General features: G+C 60.2%; 19 protein-coding genes. 14 read left to right on the plus strand and 5 right to left on the minus strand.

The genetic code is table 11. The features are described 5' to 3' along the window. Positions 1-55: 55 nt before the first annotated feature. Positions 56-937: a LysR substrate-binding domain-containing protein gene (locus tag AC3WJW_RS24540; RefSeq protein WP_493727736.1), complete on the plus strand. Its 882-nt coding sequence runs from the start codon at positions 56-58 to the stop codon at positions 935-937. Between the two features lie 87 nt (positions 938-1,024). On the opposite strand, the gene AC3WJW_RS24545 is transcribed toward AC3WJW_RS24540, so the two are convergent. Next, on the minus strand, positions 1,025-1,855 hold the full coding sequence (locus tag AC3WJW_RS24545) for an oxidoreductase (RefSeq protein ID WP_493727737.1): 831 nt from the start codon (positions 1,853-1,855) through the stop codon (positions 1,025-1,027). A 130-nt stretch (positions 1,856-1,985) separates the two neighbouring features. Here AC3WJW_RS24545 and AC3WJW_RS24550 point away from each other — a divergent pair, with 130 nt between their 5' ends. The 4 genes from AC3WJW_RS24550 (at position 1,986) to AC3WJW_RS24565 (ending at position 6,874) form a co-directional block, all read left to right on the plus strand. Continuing rightward, a complete protein-coding gene (locus tag AC3WJW_RS24550; protein WP_493727738.1) occupies positions 1,986-2,897 on the plus strand; it encodes a LysR family transcriptional regulator in 912 nt (303 codons plus the stop codon). A gap of 38 nt (positions 2,898-2,935) precedes the next feature. After that, positions 2,936-4,213, plus strand: coding sequence for a tyrosine/phenylalanine carboxypeptidase domain-containing protein (locus AC3WJW_RS24555; protein ID WP_493727739.1), 1,278 nt, complete (start codon positions 2,936-2,938; stop codon positions 4,211-4,213). Positions 4,214-4,385: 172 nt separating this feature from the next. Then, entirely contained in the window at positions 4,386-5,954 is a 1,569-nt protein-coding gene (locus tag AC3WJW_RS24560) for a DUF3300 domain-containing protein (RefSeq protein WP_493727740.1), read from the plus strand. Between the two features lie 26 nt (positions 5,955-5,980). Then, a complete protein-coding gene (locus tag AC3WJW_RS24565; protein WP_493727741.1) occupies positions 5,981-6,874 on the plus strand; it encodes a DUF2950 domain-containing protein in 894 nt (297 codons plus the stop codon). A 30-nt stretch (positions 6,875-6,904) separates the two neighbouring features. Here AC3WJW_RS24565 and AC3WJW_RS24570 read toward each other — a convergent pair whose 3' ends face one another. Then, positions 6,905-7,408 (minus strand): GNAT family N-acetyltransferase, encoded by a 504-nt coding sequence (locus AC3WJW_RS24570; protein ID WP_493727742.1) that lies wholly within the window; start codon positions 7,406-7,408, stop codon positions 6,905-6,907. A 144-nt stretch (positions 7,409-7,552) separates the two neighbouring features. Between AC3WJW_RS24570 and AC3WJW_RS24575 the strand changes: the two genes are divergently transcribed. Genes AC3WJW_RS24575 through arsH form a run of 4 tightly spaced genes read left to right on the plus strand, consistent with a single transcriptional unit; the run spans position 7,553 to position 10,413 of the window. Next, positions 7,553-7,900: a metalloregulator ArsR/SmtB family transcription factor gene (locus AC3WJW_RS24575; RefSeq protein ID WP_095966895.1), complete on the plus strand. Its 348-nt coding sequence runs from the start codon at positions 7,553-7,555 to the stop codon at positions 7,898-7,900. A 23-nt stretch (positions 7,901-7,923) separates the two neighbouring features. After that, positions 7,924-9,207: an arsenic transporter gene (locus AC3WJW_RS24580; protein WP_493727743.1), complete on the plus strand. Its 1,284-nt coding sequence runs from the start codon at positions 7,924-7,926 to the stop codon at positions 9,205-9,207. 28 nt (positions 9,208-9,235) lie between these two features. Further along, positions 9,236-9,706: an arsenate reductase ArsC gene (locus AC3WJW_RS24585; protein ID WP_493727744.1), complete on the plus strand. Its 471-nt coding sequence runs from the start codon at positions 9,236-9,238 to the stop codon at positions 9,704-9,706. Positions 9,707-9,717: 11 nt separating this feature from the next. Continuing rightward, on the plus strand, positions 9,718-10,413 hold the full coding sequence (gene arsH / locus AC3WJW_RS24590) for an arsenical resistance protein ArsH (protein ID WP_493727745.1): 696 nt from the start codon (positions 9,718-9,720) through the stop codon (positions 10,411-10,413). A gap of 142 nt (positions 10,414-10,555) precedes the next feature. Here the strand turns inward: arsH and AC3WJW_RS24595 are convergent, their stop codons facing one another. Beyond that, positions 10,556-11,281, minus strand: a complete 726-nt coding sequence (locus AC3WJW_RS24595) for a hypothetical protein (RefSeq protein WP_493727746.1) — start codon at positions 11,279-11,281, stop codon at positions 10,556-10,558. 265 nt (positions 11,282-11,546) lie between these two features. Next, a complete protein-coding gene (locus tag AC3WJW_RS24600) occupies positions 11,547-11,933 on the minus strand; it encodes a YkvA family protein (RefSeq protein WP_493727747.1) in 387 nt (128 codons plus the stop codon). Between the two features lie 237 nt (positions 11,934-12,170). On the opposite strand from AC3WJW_RS24600, the gene AC3WJW_RS24605 reads away from it, so the two are divergent. Both AC3WJW_RS24605 and AC3WJW_RS24610 read left to right on the plus strand, forming a co-directional pair. Beyond that, complete coding sequence (locus tag AC3WJW_RS24605; protein ID WP_008047277.1) at positions 12,171-12,911, plus strand: NAD-dependent epimerase/dehydratase family protein; 741 nt, start codon at positions 12,171-12,173, stop codon at positions 12,909-12,911. Positions 12,912-13,110: 199 nt separating this feature from the next. Continuing rightward, on the plus strand, positions 13,111-14,007 hold the full coding sequence (locus tag AC3WJW_RS24610; protein ID WP_493727748.1) for a serine hydrolase domain-containing protein: 897 nt from the start codon (positions 13,111-13,113) through the stop codon (positions 14,005-14,007). Here the strand turns inward: AC3WJW_RS24610 and AC3WJW_RS24615 are convergent. Next, the gene (locus tag AC3WJW_RS24615) at positions 14,001-14,570 is read right to left on the minus strand and encodes a hypothetical protein (protein ID WP_493727749.1); all 570 of its coding nucleotides are present in this window, start codon (positions 14,568-14,570) and stop codon (positions 14,001-14,003) included. The two genes, AC3WJW_RS24610 and AC3WJW_RS24615, sit on opposite strands and share 7 nt — an antisense overlap. 138 nt (positions 14,571-14,708) lie before the next feature. On the opposite strand from AC3WJW_RS24615, the gene AC3WJW_RS24620 reads away from it, so the two are divergent. The 3 genes from AC3WJW_RS24620 to AC3WJW_RS24630 are packed head-to-tail and all read left to right on the plus strand — an operon-like array spanning position 14,709 to position 18,541. Next, on the plus strand, positions 14,709-16,406 hold the full coding sequence (locus AC3WJW_RS24620; protein ID WP_493727750.1) for a molecular chaperone HscC: 1,698 nt from the start codon (positions 14,709-14,711) through the stop codon (positions 16,404-16,406). Between the two features lie 3 nt (positions 16,407-16,409). Beyond that, the gene (locus AC3WJW_RS24625) at positions 16,410-18,002 is read left to right on the plus strand and encodes a J domain-containing protein (RefSeq protein WP_493727751.1); all 1,593 of its coding nucleotides are present in this window, start codon (positions 16,410-16,412) and stop codon (positions 18,000-18,002) included. A 38-nt stretch (positions 18,003-18,040) separates the two neighbouring features. Further along, a complete protein-coding gene (locus AC3WJW_RS24630) occupies positions 18,041-18,541 on the plus strand; it encodes an SMI1/KNR4 family protein (RefSeq protein ID WP_493727752.1) in 501 nt (166 codons plus the stop codon). The last annotated feature ends 14 nt before the right edge of the window (positions 18,542-18,555 follow it).

The raw sequence follows: 18,555 nt of genomic DNA on the forward strand, positions 1-18,555 counted from the left end.
TTCGAATGAACAGCGATGTATCTGCATTAATCCCATGTGAGGAACGCATAGAAACATGAGCCGCCAACTGCCATCGATCGAGCTATTGCAGGCATTTCTCACGGTTGCGAAAACGGGCAACTTTGGCAAGGCAGGTGAGCAGCTCAACCTCAGCCAAAGCGCGGTCAGCCGGCAGGTCGCGCAACTGGAGATGCGCCTGGAAACCCGTCTGTTCGAGCGGCACACGCGCAAAATCGTGCTCACCGCCGAAGGCAGCGCGCTGGTGCCGGTTGCCGAGCAGGTCATTGGATTGCTCTCGGATGCGTCGCACATGCTCGCAACGGTGGGCAGAAGTGTCAGCCTGCGCGCCCATCCCACCATGGCGGCACGCTGGTTGATTCCGCGCCTGACGGCGTTTTATCAATTGCACCCCGAAGTGACCGTCAGCGTCGACACGGTGTATCACCGTTTTCCCGACTTTGCGTTTGAATCGATCGACGCCATGATCGCCTATGGAACAGCCACATGGCCCGACTTCGAAGTGTTGGAACTCTGGGAGGAAGAACTGATTCCGGTGTGCTCACCGGCATTGCTCGCCGGGACGACCCCGCAAGCGGTACTCAAGAGCGCGCGGCTGGTGGACTCGAGCATGGATCGTCTCGACTGGCGTCGCTGGGAAGAGTACTACCCGGGTTCAACCGGGGGCGATAACGCTCACCTGACGTTCGATACGCTTGAGTCCGCCATCGTCGCCGTGAAATGCGGCCAGGGCATCGCGCTCGTCGACGCCGTGCTCACCCGCGATGAATTGCTCACCGGGCAACTGACACGCGTGCACGACGGCCGCATCGTTACCGGTGGTCGATACACCTTGGTCTACCCCAAGCGAGTGAAGCATTCGAGCGGCTTTTGCGAGTTCCTCGACTGGCTGCAGCAAGTCGCGGTCGACATGGGTTAGAAGACTTCATTGCATTGAAAGTGATCACGGTCAATGCAACAACCGGGACCCGCCCGGTTGTTGCAAGACACCCGCAAAGACCTGGATTCAAACCTCGAAGTCGGTGGACAGCGCCAACGCTTTCCATTCGCTCAACTGCGCCTCCACAAAGCGGTTTTTCGCCTCGATGCGTGCCACGGTGTCGCTGCCCAGCGCCAGGCGTTGTGGCGGTTTCGGCGCGTTGACCAGCGCGAGCATCGCTTCGGCAAACTTCACCGGATCCCCAGGCTGCGCATGGTTGGCGCCTTCGGCAAACTGGCGCATCTTGCCGACGGTCTCCTCGTAGTCCGGCAGTTCCAGGGCGGTCTTGATCAGCGACTGCTCGTCCAGGAAGTCGGTGCGGAAGAAGCCGGGTTCGACAACCGTCGCATGGATGCCCAGCGGCGCCAGCTCCTGATGCAGCGCTTCGGTAATGCCCTCCACCGCAAACTTGGTGGAACCGTAGACGCCCCACCCCATGTAGGCCTGATAGCCGCCGATCGACGAGATATTGATTACATGACCGCTACGCTGGCGACGCATGTGCGGCAGTACCGCGCGGGTGACATTGAGTACACCGAACACGTTGGTGGCGAACAGGCGTTGTGTTTCGCTGGCGCTGGTCTCTTCCACCGCGCCCAGCACGCCGAAGCCGGCATTGTTGATCAGCACATCAATGCGCCCGAAACGCTTGATGCCTTCGGCGACCGCCTGATGCGCCTCTTCCTCGCGGGTGACGTCCAGCCGCACGGCGAGCAGGTTCGGGTGATCGCCCAAGCGGTCAGTGATGTCTTGTGGTTGACGAGCGGTGGCAATCACAGCGTCGCCGGCACGCAGGGCGTGTTCTGCGATGAGGGTGCCAAAACCACGGGAAGCGCCAGTAATGAACCAGGTACGCATTTCAACTCCTCCTGTCAGCGACCCGAGCGTTGTTGCCGGGCCTTCTCGATGAGTTGATGCCACTTTAAGGCTGTGCTACTGATGTGATAATCCCAGCAATTTTGCATGACTTTGTGAAAGGCGCTCACAAATGAAATCCCCCTCCACCGCCGACCTGTCGATCTTCCTGTGCATCGCCCGGCACCTGAACTTCAGCCGGGCAGCGGTCGAACTGGGTCTGACGCCCTCGGCACTCAGTCATTCATTGCGAGCGCTGGAGAATCGCCTGGGCGTACGCCTGTTCAATCGCACGACGCGCAGCGTGGCGCTGACCGACGCCGGGGAACGCCTTTTCGCACGGCTGAAACCAGCCTTCCGGGACATCGATGATGCCTTGGAAGACCTCAATAGCTTTCGCGACAAGCCCTCAGGGAACCTGCGCATGACCGCAGGCCGACAGGCGTGCGAGTTGGTGCTCTTGCCGATCGTCAGCCGGTTCCTCAAGGAGTATCCGGATATCCGCCTTGAGATCGTTGAAAGCGACGCCTTGGTCGACGTGGTGGCTGGGGGTTTTGATGCGGGGGTACGTTTCGGCAACCGTCTGGAAGCCGACATGGTCTCGCGGCCTGTCGGGCCGAACATGCGCTCGGTGGTCGTGGGCTCGCCGGCATTCTTCGAGCGACATGCCGCCCCCCGAAAACCCGAGGACTTGCATGGCATCCCGTGCATCCGCCATCGCTTCCCCAGCGGCACGATGTACCGCTGGGAATTCGAACGCGGCGCGATCACCCAGGAAATCGACGTCAGCGGCCCGCTCACGCTCGGCGATGTCAGCCTGATGGTCGGCCCGGCATTGCAAGGTGTGGGGCTGGCCTACGTGTTCGAGGACATGGTCACCGCGTACCTGGCCGAGGGCCGCCTGATCCAGGTGCTGGCCGATTGGTGCCCCTTTTACCCGGGCCTGCACCTGTATTACCCCAGCCGCCGTCATGTGCCCGCAGCGCTCAAGGCCTTCATCGACTTTGCCCGTACGGATCAACACGCCACCGCCCGCGACGACTAAGCTTTTGTAACGTCACCTCGTCCCTCAAGGAGCTATCCATGAGTGCCGCTGCCCTGTCCGAACTCGATGCCGCCCTGCCCGGCCTGACCCGCAAGATCCGCGTGCTCGATGCGCTGTCCTGGCCCGATGGCGTCGAGGAGGACTTCCTGGCGAAATGGCGCAGCGGGCGGGCCACGCTGCCCGATGTCAAGTTGCAGCCCCGGGACCACAGCGCCGACATCGCCGCCCTGGAAACCTTTATCAGCCATTGCGATGTGGGGCATCCGGCCGGGAATTTCCTGGCCCGGACCGCCCGTAGCTATGCCACGGCCGGGCACATGCTGGGGGCCATGGGGACTCCCGCCTTTACCCAATACTCGTCAGCGCTGTACCGGCGTCCGGATTTCTATTACTCGCGCCTGCAACTGAGCATGCTCGACGCGGCCCGATTCTTCCTCCAGACCACCGACGCCCTGCTGGGGGGCGCACGAATTCCATCCTGCCCCGCCGAGATCCCGGCCAAAGTGTTCGCCGCCTGGATTCAACCGGAACTGGACCGTTTCTTCGGCGCCGGACAGATCACGGTCGTGCTCGATCCGAACCTGGCCGCCAAGGCCATCGCCGGATCGAGCCGCATTCGCCTGCGGGCCAGTGCGCTGTTCACGGAGCTGGACAAGCATCAACTGTTGCAACACGAGGCCTTCGTGCATGTCGCCACCGCCCAGAACGGCGCGCGGCAGCCCAACCTCACAAGCCTGGGCCTGGGCGCACCGCGCACAACCCAGACCCAGGAGGGCATTGCCACCCTGGCCGAACTGTTCACCGGCAGCATGGACATCAACCGCCTGCGTCGCCTGGCCCTGCGCGTGCTGGCCGTCCAGCAGGCGCTGGAGGGCGCCGATTTCATCCAGGTCTTCGAAGGTTTTCTGGCGGCCGGGCAGACGCAGGAGGAATCCTTCCGCTCTACCCAACGGGTGTTCCGCGGCGCCGATCTGCGGGGCGGTTCAGCCTTTACCAAGGATGCCGCTTACCTGACCGGGCTGCTCGGCGTCCACACCCTGCTGCGCATTGCAATCCGCGATAACCGGCCGGAACTGATCGGGCATCTGTTTGCAGGGCGCCTCAGCCTGGCGGACACCGTACGCCTGGCGCCACTGTTCGAGTCCGGCTGGCTCAAGGGACCGACCTACCTTCCGGCCTGGGCCTCTGATCTGCGTCTGCTGGCGGCGAACCTGGCCTTCTCGGCGTTCATTTCCCGGATCAGGCTGGATGTGCTGGACCTGGACGTGTTCATGGCATTTGCCGAAGAACACGAAAGCGATGCCAGCGCACATTGATCAGAATCAGGACCTGGATCACAGCGTTTCAAAGCCAGCCGGGGTCCTTCAAATGAGCTGCTACCATTAGGAAGCGGTGTCGAGGCGCAGCTCTGTGGCTTGCAGAGTCGGCTTGCACCTGCCAGGGATTGATCCACTCATTTCAAGCCTGCCTGACCACATGGGGGGTGCAATGCACATTCCATTACTTTACGCGTTGTCGGCCGTACTGTTATTGAGCGGATCTTCCAGCCTGGCACGGGGTGCGGATGAGACCGCTGCCGCACCGGCCCCGGTTCCGGCACCCGCCGCAGCCCCCGCACCGGCAAGCGCGGCCGATGCGGCGCCCGTCGCCCCGGCGACCAAGGATCCGGTGTTCAACCAGGAACAGCTGGATCAGATGCTGGCGCCCATTGCGCTGTACCCGGACCCTCTGTTTGCACAGGTGCTGATGGCCACCACCTACCCCGGGGAAGTCGGCGAGGCCGTCAGCTGGTCCAAAGCGCACCCGGACGCCAAGGGCGACGACGCGGTCAAACAGGTGGCGAACCAGCCCTGGGATCCGAGCGTGCAGGCGCTGGTCGCCTTCCCGCAGGTTCTGGCAACGCTGGGGCAGGATCCCGTCTGGGTGCAACGCCTGGGTGATGCCTTCCTGGCGCAGCCCGACGATGTCATGGAAAGCGCGCAACGCTTGCGTCGCCAGGCACAGGCGGCCGGCAATCTGCAGAGTAACCAGTATCAGAACGTGACGATCCAGAATGTCGCGGCGCCAGCACCTGCGACCACGAATGCGGCGCCAGCGCCAGCGCCTGCTGCGGAACCGGCGCCGGCGCCGGCGCCGGCCAGCAGCTCCACCATCATCATTCAGCCTGCCGATCCGCAGGTGGTGTACGTCCCCACGTATAACCCGACGACCACCTACGGCACCTGGCCCTACCCGGCGTCGCCGCCCGTGTACTACCCACCGCCACCGGCCTATTACCCTGGCCAGGCCCTGATGGCCGGGCTCGCGTTTGGCGCCGGCGTGGCGATCATTGGATCGTTGTGGGGTGAATGTGACTGGGGCAATAACGACATCGACATCGACGTCAATCGCTACAACAACATCAACGCCAACAACCGGATCACCAACAACAAATGGCAGCACAACCCGGTGCACCGCAATGGCGTGCCCTACCGGGACAATGCGAGCCGCGCACAGTACGGCCGCCAACTCAACGGTGCCAGTCAGCGTGAAGCCTATCGCGGGGACACTGCCCAGCGCGCCCAGGCCCGTGAAAAGGCCCGCACTTCAATGGACAAGCACGGTATCGAACGACCCGCCACCAGCAACCGCGAAGCCCGTGATCAAACGCGCAAACTCCAGTCCGCAGCCGCGGACGGCAATCGGCTACAGGGCGGTGCGGACAGGCCCAAGGCGGCTGACAGAGGCCAGGGTACCGCCAGAAACACCCGGGAAAATCAGCAGCCGAGGACCCAGGCCCGCCAGGAACCCAGAAACCAGTCCGCCCAGTTGAACCAGCGCAGAGAAGGCGCGGCGCAGACGCGGCAAGCGCCGAACAAACGGCCGGCCGCCAGTGCCGGCAGTGCCCGCAACAATGCGTTTGCCGGCGCACGCTCACCGTCCCAGGCCAACGTCCAGGCCAATCGTGGCCGGGCCAGCCAGGCATCCGCCCATCGTCCCAGTGCCGCCCGTTCGGCCGGTCACCAGGTCAGTCGGCCGTCCAATCCACCAGCGCGTCAAAGGGGGGGCCGTCGTTGAAAAACCATCCTCGAGTGAAAGGACTCATGGGCTTGCTGCCTCCTGTCCTTGCGGTAGCTGCCGGCTTGTTGTGGTCGTGCATGGCGACGGCGCAGCAGGCCTTTCCAACCCCGGAAAAGGCCGCTGAGGCCTTGGTCCAGGCACTGGGTACGGAACACGCCGACCAGGCACGCCTGACGGAACTGCTCGGCAGTGACTGGCACAATTACATCCCGCGTGAAGGCGTGCAGCGCAAAGACGTCGATGCGTTTTTGCAGCAGTACCGCGAGCAACACCACATTGAAAAAAGCGGTGACAACAAGGGCATCCTGGCGGTCGGCCCCGAGAACTGGACACTGCCGATCCCCCTGGTAAAAGTGGCAAGCGGCTGGCGCTTCGACCTGAAGGCCGGCAGTGCCGAGATCCGCGCACGCCAGATCGGCCGCAATGAACTCGACGCGGTGCAATCGGTGCTGGCCTATCACGACGCCCAGATGGACTATGCGTCAGTCGATCGGGACGGTGATGGCGCACTCGAATATGCGCAGAAAATCTTCAGCACCCCCGGCAAGCACGACGGACTCTATTGGGCGCAAGACGATAGCGGCCAGATCAGCCCGCTGGGGCCTTCGTTCGGCAAAGCCATTGCCGACGAAGAATGGCATGGCTACCGCTTCCGCATCCTTCACGGCCAGGGGCCTTCGGCACCGGGTGGTGCCTACAGTTACCTCATCGGTGACAAGATGAGCCGCGGCTTTGCCCTGATCGCCTGGCCGGCGAAGTACAACGTCACCGGGGTGATGAGCTTCATGATCAGTCACGAAGGCCAGGTGTTCGAAAAAGACCTGGGGCCCGAAGGTGAAAAACTGGCGCTGGCGATGAAGCGCTTTGACCCCGATGACAGCTGGCAAGAGGTGGCGGCAGATCAGGATCAGGAGTAACCCGCTGCAACCTGCTGCGGGCTGGCAGAACTATTGGAACGACAGGACGAATCGCTCTTCGCTGCCCGGGCTGTCGTCACGGCAAGGTTGCTCAAGCTTGAATCCGCAGCGGTCCAGTACCTTTCTGGAGCCCAGGTTTTCCCTGTAGGCATAGGCCACCAGTTGCGCCAGTCCCCAGCGCATCCGTGCCTGCTGGATCAGATGCCTCAGCGCCAGTGTTGCCAGCCCCTGCCCGCACGCGCGCTGATCGATCCGATAACCCACTTCGGCAGACCCCATCGCCAGGTCGATGCTTTTCAGATTGGCTCGACCAACGATTGCCTGGCTTGAGTCCTCGATGACAAACGGGTGCCAGGCGCCGCTGGCCAAACCCGACAGATAGCTGTCGATATGATCGACGACACCGCGCAACGAATAGAACGAAGGGTCGCGCGCATCGATATGCGATTCGAACCATTCACGGTTGCGGATTTCGAACGCCAGTAAAGCTTCAGCGTCAGTGGTTTTCAGCTCGCGAACGCTAAACGATTCCATGCACTGCATCTCCATTGCCTTGTGTCGAAACAGCGCAAGTCTATCGCATACCTGAACCACCTTGCCCTTCTTGAGTCCGAGCGACTTGCACTAAACATATGGATAAACGTATATTCGAATAACCATATGTACAGAGCCACACCAATGCTCAACCCTGCCGCTGTATTCAAATGCCTGTCCGACGAAACCCGCGCCCGGGCCACTTTGCTCATCGCCCGTGAAGGCGAGTTATGCGTGTGTGAGCTGGTCTGCGCCCTGGACGATAGCCAGCCAAAAATTTCCCGTCATCTTGCACAGCTTCGCGGATGCGGCCTGCTTCTCGACCGCCGCCAGGGGCAGTGGGTGTATTACCGGCTCAACCCTGATCTGCCCGCGTGGGTGCGTGATGTTCTGCAGACCACGCTGGCAGCAAACGCCGACTGGCTCGAGGACAACAGCACCCGCCTGAACGCCATGGGCGACCGCCCTCTCAACACTGCCGCCTGCTGCTGACCCCTCAACCGTCGAGAATCCACATGCTGACTGCGTTTTCCATTTTCCTGCTCACCATGGTGTTGGTCATCTGGCAACCCAAGGGCCTGGGCGTCGGTTGGAGCGCCGCCCTGGGCGCGGTTCTGGCCCTGCTGGCAGGCGTTGTGACGCTGCACGATATTCCGCTGGTGTGGGCCATTGTCTGGAACGCCACCGCGACCTTCATCTCGCTGATCATCATCAGTCTGTTGCTCGATGAGGCCGGGTTCTTCCAGTGGGCCGCCTTGCATGTGGCGCGCTGGGCCAAGGGTGACGGGCGACGCCTGTTCGTCTTCACGATACTGCTGGGGGCCGGGGTCTCCGCGTTGTTTGCCAATGACGGCGCCGCCCTGATCCTGACCCCCATCGTTGTTTCAATCCTGCTCGCACTGCGTTTTTCGCCAGCGTCCACCCTGGCGTTCGTCATGGCCGCCGGCTTTATCGCCGACACGGCGAGCTTGCCCCTGGTGGTGTCCAACCTCGTCAACATCGTTTCGGCGGACTACTTCGACCTGGGGTTCGCCGAATACGCCGCCATCATGGTGCCGGTCAATCTGGTTGCCGTGGCGACCACCCTCGTGGTGCTGTACCGGTTTTTCCGTCGTGACATTCCCCGGCACTACGCGCTCGATGACGTGATGGATCCGCGACGCGCCGTGCGTGATCCCCTGACCTTCCGCGTCGGCTGGATGGTTCTGGCCCTGTTGTTGGTCGGGCTGTTTGCCCTGGAGCCCCTGGGCATTCCGGTCAGCGCCATCGCAGCCGTCTGTGCCGCGCTGCTGTTCGCCGTGGCGGCGCGCGGGCATGTGATTTCCACCCGCCGGGTGCTGCGTGAAGCGCCCTGGCAGGTCGTGATCTTTTCCCTGGGCATGTACCTGGTAGTGTACGGGCTGAAAAACGCCGGCCTGACCACCTACATGACCATGGCCCTGAACCGCATGGCCGAGTTCGGCGTCTGGGGCGCCGCGCTGGGCACCGGCCTGCTCACGGCCTTGCTGTCATCGGGCATGAACAACATGCCCACGGTGCTGGTGGGCGCACTGTCGATTCAAGCCAGTGACGCCACAGGCGTGGTGCGTGAAGCCATGATCTACGCCAATGTCATCGGCTCTGACCTGGGCCCCAAGATCACCCCCATCGGCAGCCTGGCCACCCTGCTCTGGCTGCATGTTCTGGAGCGCAAGGGCATCCGCATTACCTGGGGTTACTACTTCAGGGTCGGCGTGGTCCTGACCCTGCCGATCCTGCTCATCACCTTGTCTGCCCTGGCCTTGCGCCTGAGCGTATAGCCCTGTACGACCGCAAAGAGGAGTCACCATGCGCGTTCTGTTTATGTGTACCGCCAACAGCTGTCGCAGCATCCTGTCCGAAGCCATGTTCAACCATCTCGCGCCAGAAGGCTTCGAGGCGATCAGTGCCGGCAGCTTCCCCAAGGGACAGGTGCTGCCCCGCAGCCTGAGCACCTTGCAAGAGGCCGGCATTGCCATCGACGGCTTGAGCAGCAAAGGCAACGAGGCTTTCGAAGCCAACCCGCCGGACATCGTCATCACGGTCTGCGACAAGGCTGCCGGCGAGGCGTGCCCGGTGTACTTCGGACCGGCACTGAAAGCCCATTGGGGCCTGGAAGACCCCTCGGACATAACGGGCGATGAAGCACAGGTAGCGGCAGCGTTCCACTCAACCCTGGCGCGCATCGAAACGCGCTGCCGGGCCTTCCTCGAACTGCCTTTTGCACAACTTGACCGCGATGCATTGAAGCGCGAACTCGAGCGCATCGGCACGCTTTGACCGGAGCCCCTATGACCCATTCCTTGCCCAATCTCGACACGGCACTGACCCACCCCATCGACAATGGACGCAACGACCAGCACAAGCCGCGCATCCTGTTGTTATACGGCTCGACTCGTGCGCGGTCGTTCAGTCGCCTACTGGTCGAGGAATCAGCCCGGTTGCTCGAACACTTCGGCGCCGAGACGCGGATCTTCAACCCCTCCGGCCTGCCGCTACCGGACGACGCGCCCTCCGACCACCCGAAAGTTCGGGAACTGCTCGAACTGATGCAGTGGTCTGAAGGACAGGTCTGGTGCTCGCCAGAGCGCCACGGCTCGATGTCTGCAGTGTTCAAGGCGCAAATCGACTGGGTGCCGTTGGCGTTGGGGGCCATTCGCCCAACCCAGGGTAAAACCCTCGCGGTCATGCAAGTCTGCGGCGGCTCCCAGTCCTTCAATGTGGTGAATCAGCTTCGTGTGCTGGGACGCTGGATGCGCATGTTCACCATCCCCAATCAATCCTCCGTGCCAAAAGCTTTTCTGGAGTTTGACGACGCCAATCGCATGAAACCCTCATCGCTGTACGACAGGGTGGTAGACGTCATGGAGGAACTGGTGAAATTCACCCTGCTGCTACGGGATCGCCCCGACCTGGTTGACCGCTACTCGGAACGCAAAGAGTCCGCGCAAGCGCTGACTCAGCGCGTGAATCAGCGGTCGATCTGACTGTAGAGATTTGGCTCGATAGCCGAAAAAAGTCGCAAACCCATGACGTTCCAGGGCTTGCGACTCTTTGCCGATACGTCCCTCAAGTTCCCGGGACGTTTTCTACGGTATGCCTGCGGTGTTCATTGCCGAACGTGCAGGCTCAGTTCTCTACCTCAACCGCGTCGAGATCCGGTTCGTCCGGAGCATCCGCCACATCCTCTCTGGCGTCCTTCGCGTCGGCTTTGGCGGCCTCTCTGGCTGCCTTCGCGTCGGCTTTGGCGGCGTCCCGAGCGGCATCCGCGTTAGCCCGGGCAGCATCCCTGGCGGCATCTGCGTCGGCCTTGGCCGCATCCCTCGCGGCATCTGCAGCGGCACGGGCAGCGTCTCTGGCTGCGTCTGCGTCATCGTCCGCTACGCCAGCCGCTTTTGCGGCATCCCGGGCGGCATCTGCTTCAGCCCTGGCGGCGTCCCGGGCGGCATCTGCAGTTGCTTTTGCCGCATCCCGGGCGGCATTGGCATCAGCCCTCGCAGCGTCCCTGGCGGCATCCGCGGCATCGTTGTCAGCGTCGTCCGCGTCGTTGTCATGGGCATTGCCCGGGCCTTTGTTCCCGGCTACACCACCATGGTCAGCGTCATGGCCTGCAGCACCATGATCGGCACCCTCTCCACCATGGCCGCCGGCACCGTGACCGCCGTCACCACCGTGGCCGCCGCCGTCACCACCACCGTGGCCACCACCGCCTCCACCGCCTCCACCGCCTCCACCGCTGCCGCCATCCTTGGCATACACGCTGGAGAAACTACCGATGTAATCGGGCACCAGCACAGTCGATGCCGACAGGACTCCACCAATTGCCAGAGCCAATAAACATTTCTTGAGCAGCATGATGCACCTCCGCATGGAGTTGCGAACTCATCTCCGTATCGAACGCAATGTCCAGTAAGTTCCCGGCCGCCCATTGGAGCAACCGGCCAACCGACACGGCCATCAATCTGCAACATTGACGAGCTACTGCGGTATCCGCACGATCCCTCAGAGCCAGTTGGCATCGTTGCGTGGGAAACATTCCCACATATTTTTTGGATAAGTGCTTTCAGCCCGAGTTCAAAAAAAATCAGGACTGACGCATGGGTTGAGCAACAACTTCAACTCACAGCAAGCAAGCTGCCAAACTGCCCGCGGCAACGAGCCAGACCAATACAACGATCACCGCAGCAATTCTGTTCGCTGGTCGCGTCCTGTGGTTTTTCTCCCACTCACTCGCTTTGAACCGACACTCCTCCAGCACCTGTGCAGGCATCAAGCGAATAGCGAGCAGAATGCCAAGCGGCAAAATAATCACATCGTCCAGATACCCAAGCACAGGAATGAAATCGGGAATGAGGTCGATTGGACTCAGTGCATACGCCACGACAAAAACCGAAATCCATTTGGGTAACCAGGGTGTTTGCGGATGCTGGTAGCAAAACCAGAGGACCATCGTTTGCCGTTTGAGCTTTCTGGCCCAGCCACGTAAACGATCAAGTATGTGCTTCATATCGGCATCGTCTGTACTTGAAGGAGCGTGCCTGCGAGCGTAGCGCCTTGGGTGATTGACAGCTATGAGTCGAGAGCTGCGGCCCCTCACGCAAGGCTGCTGCCAAAAGCAGACAGCCGTGATCGGCATAGAACGGCCAGAAGCGGACGTGTTGACGCTTGTTACTCTCAATGGAGATTGTCAACCGACCACGACGTTGGGAAGCTACAGTGACGTTTACCATAAGGATATGCTGAAATGAACGCGCGAAAAATTTTAATCACAGGTGCTGCGGGCCGAATCGGCAGCGCTTTTTGGAAAGCGCATTACGATAAGTCAGATTTGCGTTTAGCCGACATAGATGTATCAACACTTCCGCAATCGGCGCAACGTTTCGCTCTCGACATCAGCGTTCAAGCCAGTTGCCTTGAAGCTTGCGAAGGCATACATACAGTGATTCATTTAGCTGCTGACCCTCGCCCAGATGCCGATTTCATGACATCCCTGCTTCCTGTGAATATTGTGGGCACCTACAACATGCTATTCGCCGCAAAGGCTCAAGGCTGCGAGCGCTTTATATTTGCGAGCAGCGCTCAGGCTATCGAGGGTTATCCAGAGGATGTCCAGGTACATGAATGTATGGCACCTAAGCCAGGCAATCTATACGGGGTCAGCAAAGCGTTCGGGGAAGCTCTGGCTTCGATGTATGCAAACGATGGTCAAATGACAACAATCGCAGTCCGTATTGCAAACGTAGCTATATTTCACCAAGGGGAAAACCACAGTCACAGGGATGTAGCTGCTTTTATTAGTATCAGGGATGTTGTCGCACTACTTAGTAATTGCGTCGAGGCCGAGCTGAGCGGATTTCATGTTATCCACGGGGTCTCAGATAACAGATATAAGCGACTCTCTATCGAGAAGACCAGAAAAGTTGTGGGGTACGCTCCCTTTGATGATGGATTTGAGATTCTGGAAGGACACGCTCAACCTGACTGAACTACTTCATTAATTGCTGCCCCTTCGACTATCTATATCGGGTCGAAATCAGCCCTTCAAAGCAGGTTGTAGTCTGCCGGAAGCAACCACTCTCTCAGGACAGTACACAAGCCTCTTCCTGACTTTGGAACTCTCCCGAGCAAGGGCGGATGGGATATCTTGTCGACCTGCCGATCCGCTCAACCATTCAGGGAAGTCAATGCTGAGTTCACTCGTATTAAATGGTCAGCCACTGGCGTGCGCTTCATCAGATCTTTTCGCCCCATGGTGGAGCTTCACAAAAACAGTCTTGGCCGTGACCGCCCTTTCAATGGTGCGTGACGGGATGGTCGGACTGGACGATCCGATCCTTGATCAACCTTTCACGTTGCGCCAGCTGCTGAGGCATGAGGCAGGCCTCGCCGATTATGGCGAACTGGCGGATTATCACGCCGCCGTCGCCAACAATGAGGCAGCCTGGTCGGCAGATGAAATGATGCGACGCCTTGATGGTGCCCGGCTTCGATATAGCCCCGGAACAGGCTGGCGTTACTCGAACGTTGGTTATTTGCTCATCGGCAGGCTCATTGAACGGCTGACGGATCTCACGCTGGAAGAGGCAGTGGGTCGACGCGTATTGATGCCCTTGGGCCTGTCGAGAGTTCGCTTCGCCAGGACGCGAGCAGACTTACAGGACGCCCATGTTGCAAACCCATCAAATTATGACCCCGCCTGGGTCTATCACGGCTTGCTGATCGGACCGGTTTCGCAAGCAGCGCTATTGCTCGACCGCCTTCTCGCGGGACATGTCCTCCCCCCGGACTTGCTCCAGGCAATGCAGACAGCAAAAGCATTGGGTGGCTCGATTCCAGGACGACCCTGGATTACCCCGGGTTATGGCCTTGGCTTGATGCAGGGTTCGATCGAAGGTGGCTATACACTGCGAGGACACACAGGCTGCGGGCCTGGCAGCGTCATCGCCGTCTACCGTATCTGCGATGGCGCCGCATCGGCCTGTTGCGCTGTTTTTGATGCAGACACCAGTGAAGGCGCTGTCGAAGCCCTGGTTGTTGATCAGCTGCAACAGGTCCTGCGGCAGGGGCCAAGCAGTCAGTAAAGGCCTGTGGCGCTATCAGGTTCGCATACCGGAACCTGGTGCGCGCTGACCATGTTGTAGTTGAGCATGAAGCCGACGCCGCCCTCGGACTCCATCACTTCAGCCACCCAGCCAATAGGGTTGATGAACAATGAGTTGTCGTGGTTCAGCACTCCGACAGCCGCAGTGGTCTCATCAAAATCCCAAACGACATCGCCCCAGTGCCAGCCTTGCCCTTTTACGTATTGGCTGCCTAGCAATGCTCCAAGCGCAAATATGTCGCCCTCGGGCAGCGTTGTGCCACTCGCTTTGCAATCACGCACCCGCTCCGTAATCGCCGCAACCACATCAGCCGAGGCATGATCCTGAGTAAGGCTCAGTAAGTCGAGCCCCTGTTGGCTCAACACTTTGATCTCCTCTGCCAACTCGGCAGACACCTTGCTGATTTCAGCCATTTTCATTCCTTCGTTTAAAAAACTGCGTCCAGATTCAATATTGGCACAACGTATTGGTTTTGGCTTGTCAGCCTCTTTAGCCTCATCAGCGGATACTGAGTACTCAAAGGGTTGCAAGGTGTCATGCATCGCGGTCCGGTTCGTTCATCGAACGTGCGAGCATTGAACCTTCATTGGAAAAAGTGATCGCACATCGACTACGATCTGTCTCTGCGGTTCAAGGAAGAACAGGTTCATGAAGTCACGCCAGGGAAAAGGAACGCATTGATGATTGTCGGAATCGACTTGGGTACCACCAACAGCCTGGTGGCTGTCTGGCATAACGGCGTTAGTGTTCTGGTGCCTAACGCACTGGGTCAGGTGCTGACCCCATCGGTGGTGGGACTGGACGATGAAGGCCGCATTCTGGTCGGCCAAGCTGCCCGCGAGCGCTTGCACACCCATTCCACCATGACCGCCGCCTTGTTCAAGCGCTATATGGGCAGTGCACACACCGTGCAATTGGGTACGAAGTCGTTGCGTCCTGAAGAACTGTCGGCGCTGGTACTCAGGAGCCTGAAGGAAGACGTCGAGCGTGCCTACGGCGAACCGGTGACCGAGGCGGTCATCAGCGTCCCCGCGTACTTCAGTGATGCGCAGCGCAAGGCAACCCGTATCGCTGGCGAACTGGCCGGACTGAAAGTCGACAAGCTCATCAACGAACCGACCGCTGCCGCACTGGCCTACGGTTTGCCTCAGCACGGCAAGGAAACCACGTTCCTGGTCTTCGACCTGGGCGGCGGCACCTTCGATGTGTCAGTCCTGGAACTGTTCGACGGTGTCATGGAGGTACGGGCCAGCGCTGGCGACAACTATCTGGGCGGTGAGGATTTCGACCAGGTGCTGGCCGAGCGTTTTATCCAGACCCAGCGCGACCAGCCAGGATTTGCACCGACACAATCCATTGCCCACGCGCTGCGCCGCGAAGCCGAGCGAGTCCGCCAGGCGCTGGGACAGGACACGGCGAGCGAGTTTGTTTTGCGGGTGGACGGGCAGCAATGGAAGCATGTGTTTTCACAGGACGAGATGGCCACATTGTTCGCGCCCTTGCTCGAACGCCTGCGCAATCCGATTGAGCGCGCCCTGCGCGATGCCAGAATCCGTATCAACGAGCTCGATGAAGTGCTGCTGGTGGGTGGCACCACACGCATGCCGCTGGTGCGCAAGCTGGCCGCGGGGCTGTTTGGCCGCTTCCCGTCCATCCACGTCAACCCTGACGAAGCCGTGGCTCACGGCGCAGCCATTCAAGCCGCGCTGAAGTCCCGCAGTGCCGCCCTGGAAGAGGTGGTGTTGACCGACGTCTGCTCCTACACCCTGGGTATTTCAACCTCGGTATGGGTGGGCCAACACTATGAGGAAGGGCACTACCTGCCGATCATTGAGCGCAACAGTACGGTCCCCGTAAGCCGGGTAAAGACCGTGTGTACCGTCCATGAACTGCAGGAAAGCGTACTGGTGAAGATCTACCAGGGTGAGAGTCGTCTGGTGCGTGACAACATCGCCTTGGGTGAACTGGAGATTCCGGTCCCGGCGAACACCGGTGGCGTTGTCGAACTGGACGTGCGCTTCACCTACGACATCAACGGCATTCTTGAGTGTCAGGTGCGCATCCCCATGACCGGTGAACAGCATGCACTGGTTATCGAAAACAACCCGGGTGTGCTCAGCAGCGAAGAAATTGCCGAGCGTCTGCAAGCGCTGGCCGAGCTCAAGGTGCATCCCCGCGAACAGCAGATCAACACGGTGCTGATCGCCCGCCTGGAGCGTTTGTACCAAGAAAGCCTGGGCGAGCTTCGAGAGCAGATCGCTCATTGGGCCAACCTGTTTCAACAAGCACTGGCAAGCCAGGACGAGCGCCTGATTCGCCAGGCTCGCCATGATCTGAGCGGGCGCATCAGCCTGCTCGAAACCGGTGCCGGATACTGAGCCATGGCGTCTGATTTCGATTGCTGGGAGGTCCTTGACCTACCCGCCCGATCCGACGAGCGCAGCATCAAGCGCCAATACGCCAAACTACTAAAGGTCACGCGTCCGGACGAGGATCCCGGCGCCTTCCAGCAACTGCGTGAAGCCTATGAGCAAGCCTTGCACATCCTGCACGAGGGCTGGAGCGAGGTTGATCGGGATACCGCTGACTCTACAGTTCGGCCCACTGCAGAGAACCGGACACACCCGGGTCTGAAGCCCACGCGGTCCCTACATGAGCAGGCCGTCGGGCTACTGGGCGGATTTGAAGACCGGGCGGTTGATCAATACTGGAACGAGGCATCGACCAGAGGCTGCGACGCCGAGTTTGAACGGCTGCTGTTCCAACGTTGCGTGAACGATCCTGAAGCGCATTGGCACCTTCTGACATGGGGCATCGAACAGCGCCAATGGTTGACGCCCTGGCAGCGGATCCCCGCCACTGAATTTGAGCAGCATCGTCTTGCCCGCGCCCTAACCGCAGCGCTTTACCGCAAGCTCGACCAGCAGTTGGCAACCGGCGAGGAACAGAACTTCTTCGACTGCCTGGAACACCACAGCCAACAAGCCTGGCTTGGTGATTTCGCACGTCGTCAGGCATTGCAGGTGCATGTCCTGAATCTGTTCTTGAATACCGAAGACTGGTCACCGCTGCTGTTTCAACGAATGTGTCGATTGTTTGCCTGGGATGTTGAAGCGGCGGTGGTGCCCATTGCCCAGGACCAGTGGCAAGCGCTGCACAGGCGCTGCGAGCAGCAAACCTGGCTCGGCGAACTGCGTTCCTTGATGCAGCAACGTCAGCAACACCCCAGTGCGCGCGCCAATGCCGCCACGCTGTTCCTGCTGTCGACCCAACCGGCGCAGCAGGCGGAGCTGGCCACAGGTTTCGTTGAGGCTGACTGGCAGGCCTGCGAACAACTGACAGAGACCTTTGCCACTCGTTTCCCCGACCTGCTGGGGATGTTCCCCAATCATGATCCTTGGTTCTGGAAGACACTCATCGGTCACAAGGACCCGCCCCATGGCGTGAAACGTGCAGCCTGCGTCTTGACCCTGACCCTTGCACTGAACAACCTGCCCGGCTCCGGACTCATGGTGACGCTGCTCATGCTGCCACTCTATGCACTGGGTGGTGTGTTGGCGGCACAGGTCGGCAAATGGCTGCTCAGCCATTGGACCACCTTGACGCAATCGCTGCATGACCTCGACCAGCGTGCCAGTGAATGGTGTGTACGACACAAACTGACCGCGGATCGCCGTTACCTGGTGATCCGCAATGGCGGCCCGTTGTTGGCACTTGCCATTGTGATCTGGAACTGGCTTGGGGTGCTGGGGCTGGCGACTTATTTGGTCAACGGGGCGATCGGCCTGCTGCAGCCCGCCAGTGCAGTCCCGGCGGACCGCCAGTACCGTTGGCGAAGGCCACTGCAGGCGACCTATCGGATTGCCGGGCTCAGTAGGCTGCAATGGGTGTTTTGCGTATCGATGGTGATTGTCATTGGCTACGTGCAACTGCGCATGCCCGGCACCCTGCTCACTCAAGGTCGATTGCGCTAAATATCGTGCAGTCAATTCATCAAATCAGGGGAAATGGAATGTTCGAAAACATCAACGTCATAGGCGAGCCCAGAGCGCTGTCGACAGACGCCGAAGTCGATCAAGCGCAACATGTGCTGGGTAGTCGATTTCCCACCGGTTACCGTGAATACGTGACGCAGTTTGGCGAAGGCATTCTCGGTGGTGTGTACATCCGGATATACCCGCCACATCAGATACTGCACGGTGAAAACAGTCAGGCTAACTGGCTGGAACGCATTAACCAATACTGGTTCTGGGATGATGACAAAGAACTGATGCCCAAGGAAAAGGCCCTGCAGTGCATCATCATTGGTGATACCTACGACGGTGACGAACTCATTATTCACCCCGAGGATCCTGAGCGCATTTATGTGTTGCCGCGACACAGCGAAGCCGCGCTGGTTGCCGGCCACGGACTGGTGGAAGCGATTGAATGGCTGTGCAGTTCGAACGTTCTGACGGAATCCTTTACCGAGCGGGATTTCGAACCGTTTGACAGCCGAGTCGAAGCCTCTTGATGCATCACAGGCCC

The sequence above is a fragment of the Pseudomonas sp. GW821-FHT07G06 genome (assembly GCF_058986625.1).